Below are 24823 nucleotides of genomic sequence, written 5' to 3' on the forward strand. Positions count from 1 at the left end.
ACCGAAGTATGTCTATAAAGTTGATACTATAATTATAACTAATTGTGACTTAAAATCAAGATTTAAAGTGATGCATGAGTATGGCACCAGCAATCGCTACATTCAAACTTTCACTGTCACCAGTCATATCAATTTTTGCATTGATGTCCATCAACTCGAGGGCTTCAGAAGATAAGCCGTTGCCTTCATTTCCTAAAACGAGCATGATATCATCATCCGGTTGTTGGAAGCTATCAATGTACACTGCATTGTCTAGCGCTGTACCTATCTTAATCCCTTTAAAGGCCATTGCTGCTTCTGAAACCTCCCGAGTGATAATATTTAAATGAAAATGGCTACCTTGAGCTGCTCTTAGTACTTTAGGATTAAATGGATCTGCAGCTTTTGGTGTTAGAATTATTGTCTTAAAACCAAAAGCATCAGCAGTTCGAATTAAGGTTCCGAGATTACCAGGATCCTGAACATCTTCTAGAAGTAAGACGCGTTTATATGACAAACCAGTCGCTTTACTTTCCTTTAATACTGCAACAATACCAGGTGGTGTATCTAAGGTTGACAGTGACTTCATCACTTCATCGGTCACAAACATCGTGCGTTGATTTGATAAGTCTAAGCCATGTTTAAAGCCGTCAGTAACAATGATTATTTCAATATCAATCTGGCTTTTAAGAGCTTCTTCTACTAGGTGTACTCCTTCAACTAGATACAAGCCTGATTTTTTACGGCCTTGTCTCGTGTTCAGTTTACGGTAGTTTTTTACTTGTTTATTATCCTTTGAGGAGATAACTTCTTTTACCAAATGATTTCGTCCACCTTACTGTCATCGAGTGATTTGACAACTTCCGCAACAAGCTTGACTGCATTTTGGTAGTCCTCACGGTGCATAATAGAGACGTTTGAGTGCATATAACGAAGGGGTACACCGATCGCAACTGATGGTACACCTTCGTTAGACACATGGAAAGAACCCGCATCAGTACCGCCACCTTGGATGACTTGAAGTTGATATGGAATGTCTTTTTCTGCTGCGACTTTTTGAATGTGTTTTCTAAATGGTACGTGGCCAATGTTTGAGCCGTCAAGTAAAAGTAGAAGTGGGCCTTTACCTAAATCACCTGTACCATTCGATGACTTCATTCCTGGTGTATCCATTGCAAGTCCAACATCAACTGCGATCGCAAGGTCAGGCTTTACCTTGTTTGCAGCAACTTTTGCACCACGTAGGCCGACTTCTTCTTGTACTGTCGCACCTGAGACTAAGTTAATATTTAAGTTGTCATCCTTTACAGATTTTAATAAATCAATGGATAGTGCAGTCCCAAAGCGGTTGTCCCAAGCTTTTGCAAGCAGGTAATTTTCATTAGCAAGCTCGGTAAACTCAGTATATGGTGTCACCATATCTCCAAGCTCTACACCCGCTTCTCTTGCTTCTTCTTTTGAAGCGACACCGATATCAATAAACATATCTTTGATTTCAACTGGTTTTTTTCTTTCTTCAGCCGTGAGTACATGTGGGGGTTTTGATCCAATCACACCAGTCAGCTGTTTTCCTTCACCTGTTGTGATAGTCATGCGCTGTGATAACATGACTTGGTTCCACCAGCCACCGACAGGTGAGAATTTTAAGAATCCATTATCATCAATTTCAGTGACCATAAAGCCGATTTCATCTAAGTGGCCACCAACTAAAATCGTCTTAGTACCCGACTCACTACGTTTCTTACCAAAGATTCCACCTAAGTTGTCTTCAATAATTTCATCACTTAAAGGCTCAATATAGGCTTTAACCTTGCCTTTGACTGCTGATTCAAAGCCAGCAATACCATTGACATCTGTTAAATCTTTTAACATTTCAAGTTGTTTATCCATTTAATAATGCTCCTTTTTAATTCCTTATTTGTAGTTTATCATATTTATAAAAGTTATAAGCACCCTGATTAGGGTGCTTATTGTATTTTCCTAGGATTTAGGATAGCCATATTCAGCTTTATTTTCTACTTCATGAACACGTCTATGCCAGAATGTTTCACCTTTAAGGCCATCATTCTCACCTGGTCGATAAATAATCTCACCTTCAAGCTTACCTTGTTTCTTAAGTTTGTATTGCCGCTCGTAGTCCTTGAAGATTGCTAGTGTCGGTTTTTGAAGAATGATGATACCGATGACGTTAATCCAAGCCATCATACCGACCCCGGCATCACCCATCATCCATGCAACATCAGCTGTTGATAGTGTACCGTACACTGCTGACGCAATTAGAGCGACACCTAATACTGGTTTTAACCAAGTCATCTTACCTCTAGTAATATACATAACGTTGGTTTCTGCAATATAGTAGTAGGCCAATATCGTTGTATAACAGAAGAACAGTAAGGCAAAAGCAATAAAGTATGAGCCAAAGCCTATAAAATCAATATTGAATGAATCTTGGCTTGAGAAGGCTTTATCGATACTGGCTTGAGTAAAGGCAACTGTTCCACTGACATCTCGGCTACCATCCGCTGCTTCTTGATATACCCCATTGTCCACTATGAGTCCACCGTTATCATCTGATACGTTGTACATTCCTGTCATTAAAATCATTAAGGCAGTCGCAGTACATACAAATAATGTGTCAATATATACAGAAAATGATTGTACTAACCCTTGTTTAGCTGGGTGAGATACTTCAGTTGCACCAGCAGCGTGTGCGCCTGTACCTTGCCCTGCTTCGTTTGAATATAGACCACGTTTGATACCGATCATAATCATGGCACCAAGTATACCTGCAAACTGTTGTTCTAGGCCAAAAGCACTTCTAAAAATCAATGCAAGTAATGCCGGTACTTCAGAGATGTTCATAATTACAATGATGACAGCTACTATTATGTAAGCAACAGCCATGAACGGTACTAAGATTGTAGCAACATTTGCAATTGACTTGATTCCACCAAAGATAACAGCACCTAATATTAAAGCAATAAATACTCCAATCATCCAATTATCAATTGGAAAAGCGTTGACTGCAGAACTTGCGATTGAATTTGACTGAATCCCAGGTAAGAGAATACCACAAGAAATAACTGTAACCACCGCAAACAACATACCGTATATCTTACCGAACGTACCACCTATCCCCTTTTCTAGATAGTAAGCCGGTCCCCCGCGGTACTGTGCGTCTTCCCTTTGCTTATAAACTTGCGCGAGCGTCGATTCAGCGAAGGCACTACCCGCACCTAAAAATGCTATCAGCCACATCCAGAACACTGCACCCGGACCACCAAGGAAAATTGCTGTTGATACACCAACGATGTTACCTGTACCCACTCGTCCAGCTAGTGTTACAGCGATTGCCTGAAAACTTGAGATTCCTTGATCAGATTTCTCCCCTTTTAACATAAGACGCAACATGTCTTTTAAATATCTCACTTGGAAAAATTTCATTCTAAGCGAGAAATATAGTCCGACGACCACTAATAAGACAGGCAGTGGCCAGCTCCAAACTATATCGTTTAAAAACGATACTATTGTCTCCATAATAAGACTCCCCTTTGTTTCTCCCTTTATTTATATATCAAATTACCTTTCAAATATAGTCCATTTAATCGCTCATGTCTATAGATTTTTCGAAATTTTGTTATCGCTTACAATGTTGATATATAAAGGAATTCTTCAATCACAAGCCTAGTGTACGATTGAGGGATTTCGCGCTTTGGTGGATGGTTGAAATCGTATTTTTCACGAGTTCTCACAAAATCACTGAATTCCACTAAAAATCCCTTGATTTTAAATCAAGGGATCACGCTGATAGTTTTTAATTAATCTAAAGGCAATAAATATAACGATAGCTGTTACGACAATTAAGCCACTATACATGAGCCAAGGGTTAGTTAGCAGGCCTGCCTGCATCATTGCAGCTGTAACATTTGCGAGTGCGTGTAGCAATATCGCAAGTGGGTATAAATACCATTTTCCTTTCATCATGACCGCGCAAAAGACAATGACAGACAGCGCGATGTGTAGACTCATAGCGATGATGCGTTCAAAAATTGCTAGTAAATACATATACCATGCTTGGCTATTGATTAATTCCTCTCTTGGAATCGGTATGTCATTTAATAGTGGTGATCCGGAATTCACCATAAAGGCAATAATAATAGAATTCACCATAGCAAGTCCGACGACTAATATAGCTTCAATCCCACCGTGTCCGATACCGTAAGAGATGGCACTGTCGATGTCTTTATACCATTTCTTTGTGATTAAAAAGGCAAGAAATCTTCCTGTTTCTTCAAATATTCCTGCTGCAAGTACACCATATAAAACAAATAGCCATGGTGAATTATCTCTTAAGGACACACTATCATCTACTCCGGGATTGAGTACAATCATATGTAAAATTTGCTCTAATACTAAAGCAAATACGACAAATACTAGAGTCCCTATTAAGATAGGAAGCCACCGTGTTTTAAATTTAAAACGTAATACAAGTATGAAGATAAATGGTAACAGGACCGTAACCAATGCGGTGATGCCCATCATCATTATTTCTGAGTTCTCAATCATATGTATACCTCCATTTAAAAGCATAACAAAAAAGCTCCCAACAATGGGAGCTTAAAATTATATTAGTTTAAAGCTTTTTTAGCTTGTTCTACGATTTCACCAAATGCCTTATCATCTGAAATTGCAATTTCAGAAAGCATTTTTCTGTTGATATCGATGCCAGCAACTTTAAGACCGTTCATTAGACGGCTGTAGCTGATGTCGTGGTTACGTGCAGCAGCGTTGATACGTGAAATCCATAATTTACGGAATTCGCTTTTCTTCTGTTTACGGTCACGGTATGCATACTGACCTGATTTGATGACAGCTTGTTTCGCTGTTCTATATAAAGTGCTCTTCGCACCAAAATAACCTTTTGCTTGTTTTAATACTTTTTTACGTCTTTTACGTGAAGTTAAACCATTTTTTACGCGAGCCATTTCTAACTCCTCCTTTTAATATATTATTTTGCAGATTTAGCTAATAAGTGTACTAAGCGTTTCGCATCAGATTTAGCAACTAATGCAGATTTTCTTAAGTGGCGTTTTTGTTTAGTTGTTTTGTTAGCAAATAAGTGACTTGTGAAAGCTTGTGAACGTTTGAATTTGCCTGTACCAGTTTTCTTAATTCGTTTAGCATAGCCTTTATGAGTCTTCATTTTTGGCATGATAAAACCCTCCGATTATATATTATTTTTTGTCCTGAAATGGTGCAACGACTAGGAACATTGAACGACCTTCCATTTTAGGACGCTGTTCAATCTGACCGTCTTCTTTAAGTGCTTCAGCGAAGCGCTCAAGTACTTTACGACCGATATCCTTGTGCGTAATTGCACGCCCTTTAAAGCGAATTGAAACTTTTACCTTGTCTTCTTTAGCAAGGAATTTTTTTGCATGACCTAATTTCGTATTAAAGTCGTGTTCTTCAATCGTTGGTGATAAGCGAATTTCTTTAAGGTTAATGACCTTTTGTTTTTTACGAGCTTCTTTTTCTTTCTTCTGTTGCTCATACTTATACTTGCCGTAGTCCATGATACGTGCAACTGGTGGTTTAGCATTCGGAGCGACTAAAACAACATCGAGATTTGCTCTCTCTGCGATTTCCATCGCTTCTCTAGTGTCTTTGATTCCCATCTGTGAACCATCAGGACCGATTAAACGAACTTCTTTAGCGCGAATACGGTTATTGATCAGTGTTTGATCTTTAGCTATGTTTAGCACCTCCATAATATTTAACGAACAAAAAAGCGAGTGCATCATCATGCACCCGCTTCAGAAGTAGAGATACAATCGTTATTGCATCTCTTTCCCAATTTACCCAGTCACTCAAGCGTTCAAGGGTGTGAAGCGGGAGCTTCAACTTGTCCGTTTCTTTCAACTCTTAATACTATACACGAAGAGTTTCGGATTGTCAATTTTATTTTTTCAATCTAATTTCATCAACTAGCTGGTATACAAATTCTTCTTTATCGTGTGATTCTTGTTTCTCTTCACCGTACTTACGCACGTTGACTTCAGAGTTGTCTTTCTCTTGGTCGCCGACAACAACTTGATAAGGAATTTTCTTCATCTGAGCGTCTCTAATCTTATAGCCCATCTTCTCATTACGGTCATCAATGTGGACACGGATTCCTTGGCTCTTCATATCATCATAGATTTCTCTAGCATAATCGTAATGAAGATCGACGTTTACTGGAATGATTTCCACTTGATTTGGTGCAAGCCATAAAGGGAAGTTACCTTTATATTCTTCTGTTAAGAAGGCAACAAAGCGTTCCATTGTGGAAACAACACCACGGTGAATTACGACTGGACGATGTTCTTCCCCGTCTTTACCAATGTAAGTCAGGTCAAATCGTTCTGGTAAGAGGAAATCGAGTTGTACAGTTGATAGTGTTTCTTCCTTACCTAGGGCAGTTTTAACTTGGATATCTAGCTTTGGTCCATAGAAGGCCGCTTCACCGACTGCTTCAATGTAAGTCAGACCCATTTCGTCGACCGCTTCTTTTAACATTGCTTCCGCGCGTTGCCACATATCGTCATCGTCGAAGTATTTTTCCTTATCCTCTGGATCTCGGTAACTCAGGCGGAATTTATAATCTTCAATCTTGAAGTCTTTATAAACTTCTTGGATTAACTCAACGACCCTAATAAATTCTTCTTTAATTTGATCTGGGCGAACGAAGACGTGTGCATCATTTAAGACCATACCACGTACACGTTGTAAACCACTCACTGCCCCACTCGCTTCATAGCGATGCATCATACCAAGTTCTGCAATTCTAATTGGCAATTCACGATAAGAGTGACGTTCATTTTTATAAATCATCATATGGTGCGGGCAGTTCATAGGACGGAGCACAAGCTCTTCATTACCCACTTCCATCGGTGGGAACATATCGTCTTGATAGTGATCCCAGTGTCCACTTGTCTTATATAAGTTAGAGTTTGCCATAATCGGTGTGTAGACGTGATTGTAGCCAAGTGACACTTCCTTATCCACAATATAGCGTTCGATTTCACGACGGATTGTCGCCCCATTTGGTAGCCAAAGTGGTAAGCCAGCACCGACAAGTTGGTTGTTCTCAAAGAGTTTCATCTCTTTACCAATCTTACGGTGATCACGTTCACGACGCTCTTCAATTAAGTCCATATAGGCTGATAATTCTTTTTTATCGAAAAATGCTGTCCCGTAAATACGTTGTAGCATCTTGTTATTTGAGTCCCCGCGCCAGTAAGCACCTGCTGTAGAAAGTAACTTAAAGACCTTGATCTTAGAAGTGCGTGGCACATGTACGCCGCGGCACAGGTCTGTAAATTCACCTTGGCTATAGACTGTAACGAGCTCATCTTCAGGAATGGCATCGATGAGTTCTTGTTTATAAGGATCATTTTCAAAGAAAGTTTTTGCTTCATCTCTCGATAAAACTTTACGCTCAATCGGAATGTTCTCATCGACAATACGTTTCATTTCTTTTTCAATTTTAGGAAAGTCTTCTGATGAGATATTTTTATCGATGTCGAAGTCGTAATAGAAACCTTCTTCAATGACTGGACCAACACCGAAATGTACATCACCATAAAGGCGTTTTAGTGCTTGCGCCATAAGGTGTGCAGTAGAATGACGGAGAATTTCTAATCCTTCCTCACTTTTGTTTGTAATCAATTCAACTTCTGCACCCTGTTCTAAGGGGCGTGTCAAATCAAAAAGTTCACCATCCACTTTAGCAGCTAGTGATGCTTTCTTTAATCCAGGACTAATTGATGCGGCAATTTCTTCAGCAGTTACACCAAAATCAAAAGATTTTACATTACCATCTGGAAATCTAATTTCAATTTGTTCAGTCATTTTAATCATCCTTTCAAATTTAAATAAAAAAACGCCCCTATATAAAATATAGGGGCGTTTTTACGCGGTACCACCCTGATTCACATACAACAGTATGCCTCAGCTTGGAGATAACGGTCCAGGCCGGCTTCCGATTAAGGAAACAAAATCAAAGGTAGTAACAATCCGCAGTTTATATGCATGTCTCAGCACATCATACACTCTCTAAAATAAACTTATAAAAATTGTCTTGTCCTTTGGATACATTAATGAAATGTAAGGTTCATTATACACGATTTTTAATGTAAATCAAGCTATGACTGTCTTAAGTTGTCACCAGTAAGTTTCACTTCTTCACACAAGGCACGAATACGCTCAATCATACGGAGTGCCTTAGTCTCTTCTCTGCCATTTGTTTTTGTATAACTATAGCGTCCTTTAAGCTCGTCAATCGCAAAATTAGAACTAATAAAGGTCGGGAGTTGCTCCACCATACGATAGTTTAAAATACTTGTGATTACTTCGTCTCTGGACCAAGCCGTTACATCTTCAGCACCAAGGTCATCGAGGATTAAAACTTCGGCGTTTCTTATAGCTTCATAACGTGCATTTGAAGACCCATCGTTAAATCCAGCTTTTAAGTCTCTTAAAATTTCCGGGACGTAAATCATCATAGAAGAGATGGACTTTTCCTTAAGCTCATTGGCAATACAGCCAAGTATATAAGATTTACCAATACCAAACTCACCATATATATAAAGTCCACGGTAGTCCTCACCACGTGCAATTTTTGCAGCACGTCCAATAGCATTTTCTAAAATTTCACGTCGGTCATCATTTAAGTAAATCGTTTCAAAGGTCGCTTCTCGGACATCACGTGGAATATGAAAACTTTGGATTAGGCTTTCTCTCTTTAGGAATTCTTCGTATTTTTTTCTAACTGGGCATTTTTTATAGACCATATTGAAGCGCCCTTGTCGAATTTCTAAGTTAAAGATATAGCCGTCGGGATGACTCTTACACTTTCCATTTTCAGTAGGTTCGCATTCGTTTTTTTGATTGATATAATGCTTAAGAATCATCAGATCATTTTGGATCATTGAACGCGTGATTTCACCTTCATGTTCATGCATAAATGCCTGCATCTTCGGATGATTGACTACTTCTTCATAGATTCTTTCATTATTTTCAGCTATCTTTTGTGAGTTTTTTAAATAGTTACTTAAGGGTTCCATCGACTCACCTAATTCTCTCTAAATTTTTTAATTAAATCACTAAAACTCTTATCATCTTTTAAAGTTTTTGGTGGTTCATCAGTTTTTTTTGTTTCTGGTTTTCTCTTAGTATTCTCTTTCTTCTCTTTTAACCAAGATGGATCTGTTTCACCTTGAGCAAATCTTTGTTTCTTATATTTAGACTGTTCCTGAACCTTAGCCTCACGAAAGTCCATAATCGATTTATAAGCCTCAGCCGCTGTTCTATAACCTTCTTTTTCCCAGTTTTCAGCAATCGTCATCACATAACGAAGCGGTAGGTCCCCGTCTTTCATTTGAAATGTATACTCTAAGAGCATGTTGATGACTCCATTTTCTAAACCTGTTTTAGTGATCACCTCTGTGACCACTTTAAGATCATTTTCGGAAGGTTTATAATTTCTTAAATCATTAATTCGATCAAGTGGACTTACCTTATCTAAATTTTCCAGATAACCGAGATCGTCATCTTCTACCTGGTCATCAGTCGATGTTTTAAAGGTCGGTACGACTCTACCGTATTCTTTTTGATAATATTTTCTCGCTTCTCGCTTTAACTGTTCTTGGTCAATCCCAAATTGTGGGCTCGTTGACTGCAGTAAAACCTGTTTAAGATCATAGGCATTTAGATTAAATAATTGACTCAGTTGTACAATCAACTTCTTAACATCTTTAGAGAAAAACTGCTTATCTATTCTCGTACCCTTAAGGTGAGTGAACAATACCTCGAAGTCAAAATCATCTAGATCAATAGTCGGTCCACGGCTTTTGTCATTCTGTTTAAAGTTCTCATTTGAAACCCTAAACCCTTCCTGGCTCGTATGGTGAAAAACATCAGTGAACTTTTTAGTCACCTCTGTGTGATCATCTGGTAATGAAGGATATGTCAGTTCTTTCTTTTTACTATTATATTTCTCAGAACCGACCTGACTATAGAGATACATAGACAACATAGGATCCTTAAAGAATTCTTCAGCTGTCAGTGGCTGTTGGAGCCTGTAAATGAAACGGTCTGAATGTGCTTCATTTGAAACGTAAGTTCTAAGCAAACCAATTGCCTCTAGTTTATCAAGATCACCTTCAAAATCAGTTAAGGTCATGGACAATTCATCCATAAATTCTCTATGGAATCTAATATCTAAAGGTTCTGTCTGCCTTGTAGATTGGTGTAAATACATATAGATTGAAAAAGTTGTCGGTCCAATCAGTGGCAAATATATCATACTTAAAATATCGTATTGATCCTCTGACAACCTAAATGATTTATAGACAATAAATTCCGTGTTTGGTTTTAGACGGTCATTAAATTTCATTATCGGTCTTACCCTTTTCAAGATTTTTCACGATATCCATCAACTGATCGATATCTTTAAATTCTCTGTAGACTGATGCAAAGCGAACATACGCGACTTGATCGAGTGTAATGAGTTCGTCTATAACAGATTCACCAATATCATTTGATGAAACTTCTGATTTATTTAAATTTCTTAAAGTTGCTTCTACATTATCAGCACGTTTTTCTATTTCTTCATAGGGAATGGCCCGTTTCTCACAAGCTTTTAAAAGACCATCAAGTACTTTTGCTCGGTCGAACACTTCCCTCGTCCCATCTTTTTTAATTACAATTAAGGGTGACAGTTCCATTCTTTCAAAAGTTGTAAAACGTGCCCCACAGTTGTCACACTCTCGTCGACGGCGAATTGCATTCATCTCATCTGCATGTCTCGAGTCCACAACTTTTGAACTGGTATGTCTGCAATTTGGACATCTCATATGATGTTCACCTCTTTTGATATAAATACTTAACCTATTATAACACTGAAGTACATAAACTTAAAAAGTAAAAAACGATAAACACCGAGCACCTCGGAATTTACCGTTTGTAAGTAATACTTAAGCTTCTACTGTGTAATTTTCTCTAACTGGCATTGCTTCTAGATGCTCACTACCTTTTTCTTTAACACGATTTTCTTTCTTAACATGAGAGTTTTGAAAGGCTTCAGAATTCACCCAAGCATTGAAGTCTTCTATTGTCTTCCAGCCTGTTAAAACAGTGAGTTTTTGTTCATTTTTAATGAGCATGAAGCCAGTAAACCCTTGGTAATTGTCGACGTTTCCTTTACGGTTAGAGAAGCGTTCAATGAGTGTCTCAACACGATCCGGTTTTACGACAAAGTTATTCGTCGCAATGTGACCAGCTTGTGAAATATCACCGTCGTAGATGATGATATCGTAAGTATCATCCTTATAAGTCACACTGGATTCATTAAGTTCGAGTACTGTATTCTGACCGTCTGAATTGATAAGTTTCATGTCTCTACCTCCGTTATTTGTTACTTCTATTATAACAAAAAAAAGAGAGCAGTCTCAGCTGCTCTCCCATGTCGAATTTGTTAAATATCTTTAGCAATCATTTCAGCAAGTTCAACACATCTCACTGAGTAGCCCCACTCATTATCGTACCATGAAAGTACTTTAACTTTGTTACCATTCATAACCATTGTAAGGTCAGCGTCAACAATTGAGCTACGTGGATCTGTATTGAAATCTCTAGATACTAATGGTTGTTCACTTACACCAAGAATACCTTTCATTTGATCTGATTCATGTTTTTTGAATACTTCATTGACTTCTTCTTTAGTGACCTCTTTTTTAAGATCTACAACTAGGTCAACAAGTGATACGTTTGGTACAGGTACACGAAGTGCCATACCATCTAATTTACCTTCAAGTTCAGGTAAAACAAGTGCAGTTGCTTTTGCAGCACCTGTTGATGTTGGAATAATATTCTCTGCAGCTGAACGCGCACGACGTAAGTCCTTGTGCGGGTTATCGAGATTTTGTTGGTCATTTGTATAAGCGTGAACTGTTGTCACGAGACCATTGTCGATTCCAAACTCATCGTTCAATACTTTAGCAACTGGTGCTAAACAGTTCGTCGTACATGAAGCATTTGAGAAAACATCATATGATGACGTATCTAAAGTCGCACAGTTTACACCGCGTACGAGTGTTTGTACGTTACCACCTTTAGATGGTCCTGTAAGTAAGACTTTTTTAGCACCCGCAGTAATATGTGCTTGTGCTTTGTCTCCATGGTTAAATACACCTGTTGCTTCAATAACAACATCGATGCCAAGATCTTTCCATGGTAAGTTTTCAGGATTGCGGTCACTTGTAACAATGACTTCTTTACCACCAACAAGTAAGTTGTCGCCTGAAACTTCAACATGCTTGTCCCATTTACCATGAGTTGAATCGTAGTTAATAAGATGTGCCATAGTACTTGCAGGGTGTGTCGCGTTAACTGCAACAAGTTCAAGTTCTTCAGATTCGCTAACGATTCTGAAGACCATTCTACCAATTCTACCTAAACCATTAATTGCAACTTTTTTCATCACTAGAGCTCCTTTAAAAGTTCATTTTTCATAAATAGTATAACACATTTAAAGCTATCATTGAACGCGTTTTCACATAGTTTTTAATGTCTCTAAAAATTTATTAACCTGTTCATACAACTCATCAAGTGTACCGTTGTTGTCAAAGACGATATCACTTTTACTCGCCTTATCACATAAAGGCATCTGACTATCAATTCTTGAGACCGCATCGGAGCGGTTGAGATTATTTCTCTCACTTAGACGCTCAATTTGAACTTCTCGGTCCACGTAAACCGTTAGGATAAGATCGCATCGTGAATCGAGACCATTTTCAAATAAGAGTGGAATATCTAAAAAGACATGACCTTTTTCTTTAAATTTCTTTTCGTCACTATTCATCATCTGACGAATTAAAGGATGTACAATGGCATTTAATTTCTTCCGCTTTCCCTCATCATTAAAGATGATGTTACCAAGTTTTTTTCGGTTTAAATTCCCTGACTCATCGACGATATCTTCACCAAATTCTTCAATGATTTCGGGAATTGCAGGCCCATTTTTTTCAGTTGTCTTTCTGGAGTAAACGTCAGCATCAAGCACAGTAAATCCTTGATCTTTTAAGTAGTTACTGACCGTCGTTTTACCGCTCGCAATGCCGCCAGTTAAGCCAATTACTTTATACATTTCGGTCACCTCTGACAAGTTGTGCAATAGTATGTGTTTCTAGTATTGATCACTTTCGTTTTTAAAGGGTGACCAAGCGGACAAGTGTCTCGCCCGTACACCTTGAAACTGTGCTGCATTTCACCTTTTCCACCTGTAACACTGCGGTAGTCAGAAATCGTTGAACCCCCGTGTGATAAGGAAAGTTCAAAGACTTCAGTAATTTTATCGAAAAGTTCATTCAGTCGTTTATTTGAAACGTTTTTAACCTTTCTAGTCGGTAAAATATGCGCTAAGTACAGACTTTCAACGGCGTAAATATTACCGACACCTGGAATCACACTACTATCCATAATTGCTGCTTTTATAGCTTTTTCACTAAATCGCTTCGTTCTTAAGGTCTCTATAAAGTGTGCCTGACTAAGTTCATCAGTATACTCTGGTGCCATTCTCATAAATGGAGGAAACTCACTTAACTGATCATGCGTATGCATCTCACCGAATCGTCTAATGTCTGAGTAGATCAATTTTTGTCCGTTATCAAGTGAGAAAATAACTTGAGCATGTTTTTTGAAGTTAATCTCTTGAATATCATCAAGCTGATTCACTACAAAATAGGCACCTGACATTCCCAAATGGCTGACCAGATGGGTCGTCTCATATTCATCTGATAATAAAAAGTACAGATATTTACCACGCCGACCAGTATGAATAATCGTCTTACCTTTTACTTTGTTTATAAAGTGATCTAAGTCCTCTTTAACAATCGTCCGCTTTCCACTCACGTATCCCTTATAAATATACTGAGATAATTCTACATCATTAATCTTTAGACTACGTATGGGGTCTAATTCTCTTTTTACCAATTCAACTTCCGGTAATTCCGGCATTTGCTACACCTACTTTACTTCGTACCAATTTTTACCATAGCCCGCATCCACTTTCAGTGGTACACCAATATCTAAAGCATCTTCCATAATTTCAGTAATTATTGGTATGAATGCTTCAACTTGGTCTTCTGGAATATCAAAGATCAATTCATCGTGGATTTGTAAGAGCAATTCAACATCAAAGTCCTTCGCTGCTTCACTATTAGCAAACTTGACCATTGCAAGTTTAATAATATCAGCAGCTGACCCTTGAATCGGTGAATTCATTGCTGTTCTTTCAGCAAATGACCGCGCGTTAAAATTACGGCTATTTATATCAGGTAAATAGCGGCGTCTGTGTAAGAGCGTCGTTACATAACCATCTCTTTTCGCATCTTGAACCACATCATGCATGAAGGTCTTCACTTCTTTAAATGAATTCAAATATGTCTCAATAAACTGCCCAGCTTCTTTTCTTGTAATACCAAGATTTTGACTCAGTCCATAGTCACTAATGCCGTAAACAATCCCAAAGTTTACTGCTTTAGCATTTCTTCTCATGAGAGGCGTAACATCATCTAAATCAACGCCGTAGACCTCCATGGCAGTCTTCGTATGGATATCAATGTCATTGGTAAAGGCTTCCATCATTGATTCATCTTTAGTAATTGCGGCAAGTACACGCAACTCAATTTGCGAGTAGTCGAGTCCGAGTAAGACATTACCTGCCTGTTTTGGCACAAAGGCTTGTCTAATTTTTCTACCTTCTTCTAAACGAATCGGTATGTTTTGTAGGTTTGGTTCAATACTAGATAAGCGTCCAGTCTGAGCTAAGGTCTGGTTAAAACGCGTATGAATGCGACCGTCCTCAGAAACTTCACTCTGCAGACCAATAACATAGGTAGACTGTAGCTTGGAAATCGTTCTGTAGTGTAAGATGTATTCAATGATTTCATGCTTATCTTGTAGTTGTTCAAGTACATCCACTGCCGTTGAATAACCGGTCTTTGTCTTTTTAATTACAGGTAATTCGAGCTTCTCAAATAGAATAACACCGAGTTGTTTTGGAGAATTAATATTGAAAGTCTCACCAGCAAGTTCATATATTTTAGCTTCAATTTCCTCTAGCTGACCGGCAAGTTCTGCCTCCATTTTTTCTAGGCGCTCTTTTTCTACCTTTATACCTTTTAATTCCATCTGAACTAATACTTTAGATAGCGGAATTTCAAGATCATGCCATAAATCATACATCTCATCAGCTTTTAACTTATCAGTCATTACATTTTTAACTTGATGAATGGCTTGGACCTTATCCGCTAAAAAGTTAAGCGTTTCTTCTTCTGTCGGTGTCTTTTTCTTACGGCCCTTACCGTAGTGGAAGTCATCGCTATTGATAGAAATGTTAAAGTCCGCAACTGTTTCAGCAACATCGATGATTTTCTTAGATGGATTAATGAGAAAACTAGCGAGCATTATGTCTTCGGTAAAGTCCTCAAAATCAATATCTAAGTGATGTAAAAGTGCGATTTGTCTTTTTAAATCATAGGTATTTACGGATTCCCTAGAATGTAAAAACTCAGCCAAAGCTTTGTTATCGATTTCTGAAATAGCTTTTACAAATACATGTTCACCATCTGTAATACTGATAAATTCCGGTTTTAATTTAATATAATTATCACCATGAACTTCTAAAAATACACTGATATCTTTTGAAAAGTCATTAAGATGATCTGTTTCTTTTGCAGTAAAAGCTTCAACTTCATCGACTTCTGTCGCTTCCATATTATCTAAGAGCGAATTGAACTCCATCTCTTTAAACAAGTCATATTTCTCTTCTGAATCTTCATTTTTAAATTTCAGACTTTCAAGGTTAAAGTCAAAAGTCATCTCACGATATATTGTAGCAAGTTCCTTACTTAATAAGGCGATATCTTTGTTGTTGCTTAAATTTTCATTTAACTTTTTAGCAGTGACCTGATCTAAATTTTCTATTACATTTTCAACACTACCGTGTTCTTTCAAGAGTTTGACTGCTGTCTTCTCCCCTACACCTGGCACACCTGGGATATTGTCTGACTTATCTCCCATCAATCCTTTTAAGTCTATGATTTGCTCTGGCTTTAAACCATCATACACTTCCGCAACATGTTCAGGTGTATATACTTCAATGTCCGTGACACCTTTTTTAGTAATGTAAACTTTAGTATGATCAGATGCGAGTTGAGTTAAGTCCTTATCACCTGTTATGACAATCGTTTCAAAGCCTGCTTCATCTGCAAGTTTTGTCCATGAACCAATAATATCATCGGCCTCATAGTCTTCATGTTCAAAACGTTTTATACCATATGCATCAATTAACTTTCTAATCGGCGCAAACTGTTCCCCTAATTCAGGTGGTGTCTTCTGTCTGCCACCCTTATATTCCTCGTATTGCTTATGTCGAAAAGTAGACTTACCGGCATCAAATGCCACTAAGAAATAGTCTGGATTCTCTTCTTTGATTACTTTTTCTAAGAGGCGTGCATAGCCAAATACAGCGTTGGTATGCAAGCCACTTTTATTCGTTAACAGTGGCAAGCCGTAAAATGCACGGAATGCGATACTATTACCGTCCATGAGAATTAATTTCGCCATAATAGTCTCCTTTGAATTGCATTCTTATTTTAAAGTATACCGTTCATTATAGGGTTTAGCCAAATAAAAATACACCTCCTGTATTAAACAAGAGGTGCATTCATAACATCTACTATAAGTAACATATTTATGTTAGTAAAGTATTGGTGAATCTGGACCGAGTGGCATACCAAGTAGGCTCCATACGATCAACATGATTGCCCAGAATACAAAGAAGAAAATTGAGTATGGTAACATCACTGAAATCAATGTACCGATACCGATATTCTTATCGTATTTTTGAGCAAAGGCAATAATAATTGCAAAGTACGTCATCAATGGTGTAATGATGTTTGTACTAGAGTCTGCAACACGATATGCCATCGTCGTCATCTCTGGTGAGTAACCCAATTGCATTAGAATTGGTACGAAGATTGGTGCCATCATAGCCCATTTCGCACTTGCACTACCAATGAACAGGTTAATTAGTGCTGTAATTAACATAAAGCCAACTAAGAGTGGAATACCCGTTAAGTTCATACTTTCTAATAATTCAGCACCGTAAACACCAATTACGATTCCAAGGTTAGATTCTGTGAAGTATGCAACAAACTGACCTGCTGCAAATGCTAAAACGATAAACATACCCATAGACGCCATCGTATCACTCATTTGACCGGCAACGTCCTTATCGTTTTTAATACTCTTCGTTACGATACCGTACACGACACCTGGAACGAAGAAAAGAATCGCAATAATTGGTACAAGTGAACTCATGAATGGTGATTGGATAATCGTATCCATGTAGTTACCTAAGTCATCTGATCCACGCATTGGTGAGTTTGGTAGAACAACTAATAGTAAGGCTAAGGCAAAACTGATAACTACTGATACTCCAGCCCAGATTAAACCTTTTTTCTCAACCGGTTTAAGTGTCTGCATATCATCAGTTTCTTCACCCATTAACTCTTCTTCTTGTTCCTTAGTCATTTTGAATGAACCTAAACGCGGTTCAACAATTCTAGCAGATACAAACCAACCGACTAATGTCAGTAAGAACACACTTAAAGCAATGAAGTACCAGTTCATCGCGACATTAATCGTATCTGCGTATGCTGGATCTATTACTGATGCTGCTGCAACAGTAATTTCTGCGAGCATTACATCTGTACCACTTAAGAGTAAGTTTGCAGAGAATCCTGCAGATACACCGGCGAATGCAGCTGCTAAACCTGCTAGTGGGTGTCTACCTAAAGCAAGGTAGAGTAGTGCACCAAGTGGTGGTAAAACAACATAACCAGCATCAGACGCTACTGACGACATAATACCAGCAAACACTAGACCTGCAGTAATTAAGTTTTTTGGAATCGATAACACAAAACCTTTTAAAGCCGCACCGATTAAACCAGAACGCTCAGCAACACCAATACCAAGCATCGTCATTAATACTACACCAAGCGGTGCGAAATTTATGAAATTATCAGTCATCGTTTCAAATATGTAACTGATACCCTCAGCGTTTAATAAGTTGTTAACAGTAACCGTCTCGTTACCTTCTCCTGGGTGTGTAACAGATACACCTAGGACAGAAAATAATGTCGAAGCGACTAAAGTAAGTAAAGCAAGCAAGATAAATAGAGTCACTGGATGTGGTAATTTATTACCGAGCCACTCGACAAAATCTAGGAATTTCTGAAACAATCCATGCTTCTTGTTTGAATCTTCCACGAGAATAATCCTCCCATTTGATAAAATAAATTAAGGGCTGTCATCCCATGACAGCCCTTTCAAGTATAATATGAAGTTCTATACAATTCAATGAAGATTACATATTTTCAATTAATGCATCACCGAATTCAGAAGTCTTAACTTCTGTTGCGCCGTCCATTAGACGAGCAAAGTCGTAAGTTACAACTTTTTTAGCTATCGTTTTTTCAATGGCGTTGTTCACTAAGTCAGCAGCTTCCTGCCAACCTAAGTGTTCTAACATCAACACACCTGAAAGTAAAACAGATGATGGGTTTACTTTATCTTGTCCAGCATACTTCGGTGCAGTACCGTGAGTCGCTTCAAAGATTGCGTGACCTGATTCATAGTTAATGTTTGCACCAGGTGCAATACCGATACCACCTACCTGTGCAGCAAGTGCATCAGAAATGTAGTCCCCGTTTAAGTTCATTGTTGCAACAACATCGAACTCTTTAGGGCGCGTTAAAATCTGTTGTAAGAAGATGTCGGCAATTGAATCTTTAATGATAATCTTGCCGTCAGCAACCGCTTGGTCTTGAACTTCGTTCGCCTTATCTTTACCTTCTTTTTCTACAATTTCATCATATTCAGCCCAAGTAAATGTCTGATCTTTGAATTCAGTACGTGCGAGTTCATAACCCCAGTTCTTAAATCCGCCTTCTGTGAATTTCATGATGTTACCTTTATGAACAAGTGTAACAGATGGTTTGTTATGCTCAATCGCATAGTTAATAGCAGAACGTACTAAGCGCTCAGTACCTTCTTTTGATACTGGTTTAATTGCGATTGAAGATGATTCTGGGAAACGAATATTTTCAACAGCCATTTCATCTTGTAAGAAGTCGATAACTTTTTTAACTTCTGGCGTACCTTCTTTAAATTCTATACCTGCGTAAATATCTTCAGTATTTTCTCTAAAGATTTGCATATCACAGTGTTCAGGGTGTTTAACCGGAGATGGTACACCACTGTAATGTCTAACTGGTCGTAGACAAGCGAATAAGTCTAACTCCTGACGTAATGTTACGTTTAGAGAACGGAAACCACCACCGATTGGTGTAGTTAACGGTCCTTTAATTGCGATGAGGTACTCATCGATTTTATCTAAAGTTTCTTGAGGTAGCCATTCACCAGTTTGGTCAAATGCCTTTTGTCCAGCAAGTACTTCTGTCCATTCTATTTTCTTTTCACCATTATAAGCTTTTTCAACAGCTGCATCGATTACACGACTTGCTGCTGCCCAGATATCTGGTCCAATTCCATCACCTTCGATGAAAGGTATAATCGGTTCATTTGGTACATTTAATACACCATTTTTAGTTTCAATCTTTTTTCCTGCCATTTTTTTACCCCCGTATCTTATCTGTTTTCGATTGGTTCGTATTTTCTATCTGTATGACCGTTGTATTCCGCACGTGGACGGATTAAACGATTGTTTTCATACTGCTCAAAAATGTGAGCAATCCAACCTGAAGTTCTACTTACCGCAAAGATTGGTGTGAACAATTCATGTTCGATACCTAAAGAGTGGTAAACCGAAGCACTAAAGAAGTCCACATTTGGTAAGAGCCCTTTTTCACGTTCGATAATTTCTGCAATTTTAACTGACATTTCGTAAAGTTCAGGTTCTCCATTTTCTTCAGTAAGACGGCGTGCCATATCCTCTAGATACTTCGCACGTGGGTCACCATCTTTATAAACACGGTGACCAATACCCATAATTTTTTCTTTGTTTGCTAATTTTTCCTCGATATAGTCATCGACCTTATCTAGAGAACCGATTTCCTCAAGCATCGCCATCACTTTCTCATTGGCTCCACCATGCAATGGTCCTTTAAGTGCACCAATTGCACCAGTGACACCTGAGTACATATCTGATAGTGTAGCAACGATGACACGAGCTGCAAATGTTGATGCATTAATTTCATGGTCTGCATGTAATATTAGCGCTTTGTTCATCGCTTCAATTTGTACTTCAGTCGGCTCTTCTCCATTTAACATGTACAAGAAGTTTTTTGCATAACCATAATCCGGATTCGGATCAATTACACCTAACCCTTGACGCGTACGTGCGATAGCCGCAACAATTGAAGGAATCTTCGCTTGAATGCGAATTGCTTTAAGTAAAGTCGCTTCCTCAACTTGTTCTTCTGCACGTTCATCCGTATGAGATAATAATGAAACTGCCGTACGTAAAGCACTCATCGGATGGACTGATTTATCTACAAAAGTTTTGTAGAAGTTTTTTGCATCATCCGTAAGATGTGCATGATTAAACAATTCCTTCTTAAAGTTTGATAACTCTTCAGAATTTGGTAGCTTATCATGCCACAATAAGTAGACAACCTCTTCAAATTCTGCATTTTCTGCTAAATCATCAATTTCATAACCGCAATAAGTCAGCTGTGTGCCGATAATTGAACTGATTCTAGATTCACCAATTACAACACCTTCTAAACCGCTGTTTCCAGTCATAAATCCCCCTCCTATATATGCAACAGAATGTTTAAGGCAAGTATAACAAAATTGTGACAGTTATGATATTCGAGTAATTTCAATCATTTTTGTGAAATAATATTCAAAAATACTCGTCAACACTTATCACTTCTTGTTTTCTATACCCATTATATTTAATTTAACACATCCATAAGTTGAAATTAATTATCTTATAATAATAAATAAGAATAAGTTTATATTTTGAAGTTGTTATTTTGTAGCGGTCCACTGTCAATATCAGAGCGACCCGATACTCAGCTAACAGACCGCTGTCAGTACTACAACGAGCCGATATTTCGCTAGCGGTCCGCTGTCAATACCACAGCGACCCGATACTCTCGATAATCACCTAAACACAAAAAAGGTAGAGCTCAAAAGAGTCCTACCTATCAAATAACCTATTCATTTAAATTTTGTGGAATTTCGATTGCCTCGATGCCGCCAATATTTGTATAATCAGCAGCTGCTTGAATTGTCGCTTCTTCGCCTTCTCCTGTAACGGTCGCTTCTAACTGACTACCGGTAAAGCGTTCTTCTGCATCAAAGTACAACTGCAGTGTCCCATTGACACTGTCAAATGATGATGCAATTTCACTCGTACTTTCGTTTAAAAGTGGTTCTATGGTAGACATATCATCAATGTTGACAGTAATTGCGTAACCTTCTTCTAGACTGCTTAACTCCCCAGCTGGATAGTCAGATAAACTGCTGACTACCGCCTCGTAGCTATTCGCTTCTAATGAATCTGTACTGTCCACTTCGTTTAATTGATTGTTGTCATAAATATAATGTGAACCGTCAATCATGTAGTGAGATGTCACTTGTCCATCATGATCAACCGATAGTTTCATCTCATTTTGATCATCATAATTGATGACACTTTGAAAACTTGTAGTCTCTTCACCTTGTTCTACAGTGAATTCCTGATTCCCAGTGTAAGATAAAACACCTTCACTGTTACTGACGGCATTTTGAATCAGTTGGTCTGCTGTTATCTCACTGTCATTGCCAGCGGATTCTTCTGTTTGTTCAGCATCATTTGCTGATTCATCTTGTTCACTGTTCTCTTGTTCTCCATTATTCCCACCTGCATTACATGCAGCTAAAAGGAACATGCTAAGAAATAATATACTGAGCGTCTTCTTCATCTCTTACACCTCTAATCTTTATAACACGTGTGCATGTCCACTATAGACGACGCTTTGTTCACTATCAAGTGTCACAAGCATTTTATCTTGTAAGACATCAAAGGCATCAGTCGCTCCGACAATAGTTGGTAATTCTAGGTTCAGGCCAACGATTGCACCTTGACTTGTCAGTCCACCTTCTATAGTTACAAGCCCTGCTGCTTTAATTAACAGCGGTGTCATCAATGCATCGACAGATTGAACAACGACAATCTTATCTGTCGTATCTTTCTTCTCTAATTCACTGAAATTACGAGCTGTAACAACTTCTCCTACTGCGCTTTTCGTACCAATACCTTGTGCTTTAATCAATGTATCACCAACGACGTGAAGTTTCATTAAGTTAGTTGTACCTGCTCGACCTGCTGGTACGCCTGCAGTAATAATAATTAAATCACCTTCATTTGCATAACCTTTTTCAAGCGTAGCAGTTACTGAAGTATTTAATAGATCATCTGTATTCTTTTGACCCACCTTAACAATTGGATGCACACCCCATACTAAGTTTAGCTGTCTAGCTACATGATCATAAGGTGTTACCGCAACGATATCTGAATGTGGTCTATATTTCGCAATCATATTTGCTGTGTGACCACTTTCCGTTGCTGCAACAATCGCCTTACAACTTAAGTTTAATGCAGTATGTGCCACAGATACGCCTAAGGCAGTCACCATGTTTGTCTGTGTTGATTTTGTTCGGTCAGATAATAATTTCTTGTAATCTTGTGCTTGTTCAGAGGACTCAGCAATCTTCGCCATTGTCTGTACCGCTTCAACTGGATAATCTCCAGCAGCTGTTTCACCACTTAACATTACAGCATCTGTACCATCGTAAATCGCATTCGCAACATCACTTGCTTCAGCACGTGTACAACGTGGATTGTGTTGCATCGAATCTAACATTTGTGTAGCTGTAATTACTGGTTTACCGACTAGATTACATTTCCTAATCAATTCTTTTTGTTTCATCGGCACTGTTTCCGGTGCAATTTCTACACCTAAGTCCCCACGAGCAACCATGAGACCGTCTGAAATCTTAAGGATTTCATCAATGTTTTCAATGCCTTCTTGGTTTTCAATCTTAGGAATAATTTTAATGTATTCACCTTGATGCGTTTCAAGTAATTCTCTTATTTCTAATACGTCTTGTGGACGACGTACGAAACTTGCAGCAATAAAATCAACGCCTTGTTCGATACCAAACTTAACGTCAGCTTTGTCCTTTTCAGTTAAACCAGGTAAGTTCACACTAACTCCAGGCACGTTTACGCCTTTTTTATTTTTCAAAATACCATTATTTCTTATCGTCGTTGTAATAATACCTTCTTCTTTATTTATACTCTCGACTTGTAGTTCAACTAAGCCATCATCGAGTAAAATAAAGTCGCCAGGCTGAACATCATCAATCAAACCTTCATAAGAAACTGAGAAGCGATCTTTATTACCTAACACTTCAGTCATCGAAACTTCAATTGTTTCACCTTTTACTAGTTCAACTGAACCATTTTCCATACTGTGTGTACGAATTTCTGGACCTTTGGTGTCTAATAAGATCCCGACGGTTTTATCCAGCCTTTTAGCAACTTTACGAATCGTTTCAATACGTGCAAGATGCTCCGCATGGTCACCATGTGAAAAATTCAAACGTGCCACATTCATACCGGCTAAAATAATTTGTTCAAGCTTTTCTTCAGATTCTGAAGCAGGTCCAATTGTACATACGATTTTAGTACTTCTCATTATAGTTTCCCCCTAGATTGATAGTTCTTTTGAAAGCTGATAAATAGAATTATTATAAGATTTTTCATGCTCGTGTACATAGTCGAGTGTGACCGTAGATAGTTGATTGTCCTTGATACAAGTCCCAATTTCACTTTGTCCATTGAGTAGTAACTCTACCGCATATGCACCAAATCGTGAACCGAGTACCCTATCTTTTGCAGAAGGTTTACCACCACGTTGAATATGTCCAAGTACACTTAACCTAGTTTCTATATTAATATACTTTACTAACTCCACGCTACAATATTCTGCAGTCATTACGCCTTCTGCAACAATTATTAAGGAATGTTTCTTACCTCGGTCGAGCCCTGCCTGTATTCTGTCCGCCACATCAGACATCTTCGTATTTCTTTCAGGTATAAAAATTGTTTCAGCTCCCGCTGCTAATCCAGCATTTAAGGCAAGTTCTCCAGAATCTCTTCCCATCACTTCAACAATAAAGGTCCGTTCATGACTCGTGGCAGTATCACGGATTTTATCGATCATGTCTACAATGGTGTTTAATGCCGTATCATAACCTATTGTTTCATTTGTACCGGGAATGTCGTTATCAATTGTTCCAGGAATGCCAATGACCTTGATGCCATAGTCTGAAAGTACACTTGCACCTCTGTAAGACCCGTCACCACCAATGACAACAACGCCTTCAATACCAAAATCCTTTAGATTTTGAACCGCCTTTTGTTGTCCTTCAACTGTCTTAAAGGCTTCAGACCGGGCTGAATATAAGACCGTACCACCTCTATGTATAATATCGCCTACATCACCCAGTGACATCTCCTTTATATCCCCATTGATTAAGCCTTGATATCCATGAGATACGCCGTAGACCTTAAGACCTTCATAGATGCTTTTTCTCACCACAGCACGGATGGCTGCATTCATACCAGGTGCGTCTCCACCACTTGTTAATACTGCAATCTTCTTCAATAGAATCACCCATTTCTTAGTCATCTTAAACATAGCACAGACCTTAAGTG

22 protein-coding genes are annotated in these 24823 nt (G+C 38.3%); all 22 read right to left on the reverse strand.

Annotated elements, in window-relative coordinates:
• Positions 1–55 precede the first annotated feature (55 nt).
• Positions 56–799 (reverse strand): TrmH family RNA methyltransferase, encoded by a 744-nt coding sequence (locus tag EYB29_RS05215; protein WP_166626769.1) that lies wholly within the window; start codon positions 797–799, stop codon positions 56–58.
• The gene (locus EYB29_RS05220) at positions 793–1869 is read right to left on the reverse strand and encodes a M42 family metallopeptidase (RefSeq protein WP_166626770.1); all 1077 of its coding nucleotides are present in this window, start codon (positions 1867–1869) and stop codon (positions 793–795) included. The genes EYB29_RS05215 and EYB29_RS05220 overlap by 7 nt, the downstream gene beginning before the upstream one ends.
• 90 nt (positions 1870–1959) lie before the next feature.
• On the reverse strand, positions 1960–3519 hold the full coding sequence (locus tag EYB29_RS05225) for an alanine/glycine:cation symporter family protein (protein WP_026866878.1): 1560 nt from the start codon (positions 3517–3519) through the stop codon (positions 1960–1962).
• 246 nt (positions 3520–3765) lie between these two features.
• Positions 3766–4545 (reverse strand): YhfC family intramembrane metalloprotease, encoded by a 780-nt coding sequence (locus tag EYB29_RS05230; RefSeq protein ID WP_026866877.1) that lies wholly within the window; start codon positions 4543–4545, stop codon positions 3766–3768.
• A gap of 62 nt (positions 4546–4607) precedes the next feature.
• On the reverse strand, positions 4608–4964 hold the full coding sequence (gene rplT / locus EYB29_RS05235) for a 50S ribosomal protein L20 (RefSeq protein WP_026866876.1): 357 nt from the start codon (positions 4962–4964) through the stop codon (positions 4608–4610).
• Positions 4965–4987: 23 nt separating this feature from the next.
• Entirely contained in the window at positions 4988–5191 is a 204-nt protein-coding gene (gene rpmI, locus EYB29_RS05240; protein ID WP_026866875.1) for a 50S ribosomal protein L35, read from the reverse strand.
• 22 nt (positions 5192–5213) lie between these two features.
• On the reverse strand, positions 5214–5744 hold the full coding sequence (gene infC / locus EYB29_RS05245) for a translation initiation factor IF-3 (protein ID WP_156889158.1): 531 nt from the start codon (positions 5742–5744) through the stop codon (positions 5214–5216).
• A 196-nt stretch (positions 5745–5940) separates the two neighbouring features.
• The gene (gene thrS, locus EYB29_RS05250; RefSeq protein ID WP_035856299.1) at positions 5941–7872 is read right to left on the reverse strand and encodes a threonine--tRNA ligase; all 1932 of its coding nucleotides are present in this window, start codon (positions 7870–7872) and stop codon (positions 5941–5943) included.
• A 293-nt stretch (positions 7873–8165) separates the two neighbouring features.
• Positions 8166–9086 (reverse strand): primosomal protein DnaI, encoded by a 921-nt coding sequence (dnaI, locus tag EYB29_RS05255; RefSeq protein ID WP_166626771.1) that lies wholly within the window; start codon positions 9084–9086, stop codon positions 8166–8168.
• Between the two features lie 8 nt (positions 9087–9094).
• Positions 9095–10417: a replication initiation and membrane attachment family protein gene (locus tag EYB29_RS05260; protein WP_026866871.1), complete on the reverse strand. Its 1323-nt coding sequence runs from the start codon at positions 10415–10417 to the stop codon at positions 9095–9097.
• Positions 10407–10877: a transcriptional regulator NrdR gene (gene nrdR, locus EYB29_RS05265; protein WP_026866870.1), complete on the reverse strand. Its 471-nt coding sequence runs from the start codon at positions 10875–10877 to the stop codon at positions 10407–10409. The genes EYB29_RS05260 and nrdR overlap by 11 nt, the downstream gene beginning before the upstream one ends.
• A 120-nt stretch (positions 10878–10997) precedes the next feature.
• Entirely contained in the window at positions 10998–11417 is a 420-nt protein-coding gene (locus tag EYB29_RS05270; RefSeq protein ID WP_026866869.1) for an antibiotic biosynthesis monooxygenase family protein, read from the reverse strand.
• An 80-nt stretch (positions 11418–11497) separates the two neighbouring features.
• On the reverse strand, positions 11498–12505 hold the full coding sequence (gene gap / locus EYB29_RS05275) for a type I glyceraldehyde-3-phosphate dehydrogenase (RefSeq protein WP_156889157.1): 1008 nt from the start codon (positions 12503–12505) through the stop codon (positions 11498–11500).
• 69 nt (positions 12506–12574) lie between these two features.
• A complete protein-coding gene (coaE, locus tag EYB29_RS05280; RefSeq protein ID WP_026866867.1) occupies positions 12575–13168 on the reverse strand; it encodes a dephospho-CoA kinase in 594 nt (197 codons plus the stop codon).
• Between the two features lie 5 nt (positions 13169–13173).
• Positions 13174–14037 (reverse strand): bifunctional DNA-formamidopyrimidine glycosylase/DNA-(apurinic or apyrimidinic site) lyase, encoded by an 864-nt coding sequence (mutM, locus tag EYB29_RS05285; RefSeq protein WP_166626772.1) that lies wholly within the window; start codon positions 14035–14037, stop codon positions 13174–13176.
• A 9-nt stretch (positions 14038–14046) separates the two neighbouring features.
• Positions 14047–16650 carry a DNA polymerase I gene (gene polA / locus EYB29_RS05290; protein ID WP_166626773.1) on the reverse strand — a complete coding sequence of 868 codons (2604 nt, stop codon included), beginning with the start codon at positions 16648–16650 and terminating at the stop codon, positions 14047–14049.
• A 132-nt stretch (positions 16651–16782) separates the two neighbouring features.
• A complete protein-coding gene (locus EYB29_RS05295) occupies positions 16783–18357 on the reverse strand; it encodes an AbgT family transporter (protein WP_026866864.1) in 1575 nt (524 codons plus the stop codon).
• Positions 18358–18454: 97 nt separating this feature from the next.
• Positions 18455–19720 carry an NADP-dependent isocitrate dehydrogenase gene (gene icd / locus EYB29_RS05300; RefSeq protein ID WP_166626774.1) on the reverse strand — a complete coding sequence of 422 codons (1266 nt, stop codon included), beginning with the start codon at positions 19718–19720 and terminating at the stop codon, positions 18455–18457.
• Between the two features lie 17 nt (positions 19721–19737).
• Complete coding sequence (gene citZ, locus EYB29_RS05305) at positions 19738–20853, reverse strand: citrate synthase (RefSeq protein WP_026866862.1); 1116 nt, start codon at positions 20851–20853, stop codon at positions 19738–19740.
• 419 nt (positions 20854–21272) lie between these two features.
• Entirely contained in the window at positions 21273–22022 is a 750-nt protein-coding gene (locus EYB29_RS05310) for a hypothetical protein (protein WP_166626775.1), read from the reverse strand.
• An 18-nt stretch (positions 22023–22040) separates the two neighbouring features.
• Complete coding sequence (gene pyk / locus EYB29_RS05315) at positions 22041–23801, reverse strand: pyruvate kinase (RefSeq protein WP_166626776.1); 1761 nt, start codon at positions 23799–23801, stop codon at positions 22041–22043.
• A gap of 12 nt (positions 23802–23813) precedes the next feature.
• Entirely contained in the window at positions 23814–24773 is a 960-nt protein-coding gene (gene pfkA, locus EYB29_RS05320) for a 6-phosphofructokinase (protein WP_166626913.1), read from the reverse strand.
• Positions 24774–24823 lie beyond the last annotated feature (50 nt).

This window comes from Jeotgalicoccus sp. S0W5 (assembly GCF_011634875.1).
GTDB classification, from domain to species: domain Bacteria; phylum Bacillota; class Bacilli; order Staphylococcales; family Salinicoccaceae; genus Jeotgalicoccus; species Jeotgalicoccus marinus.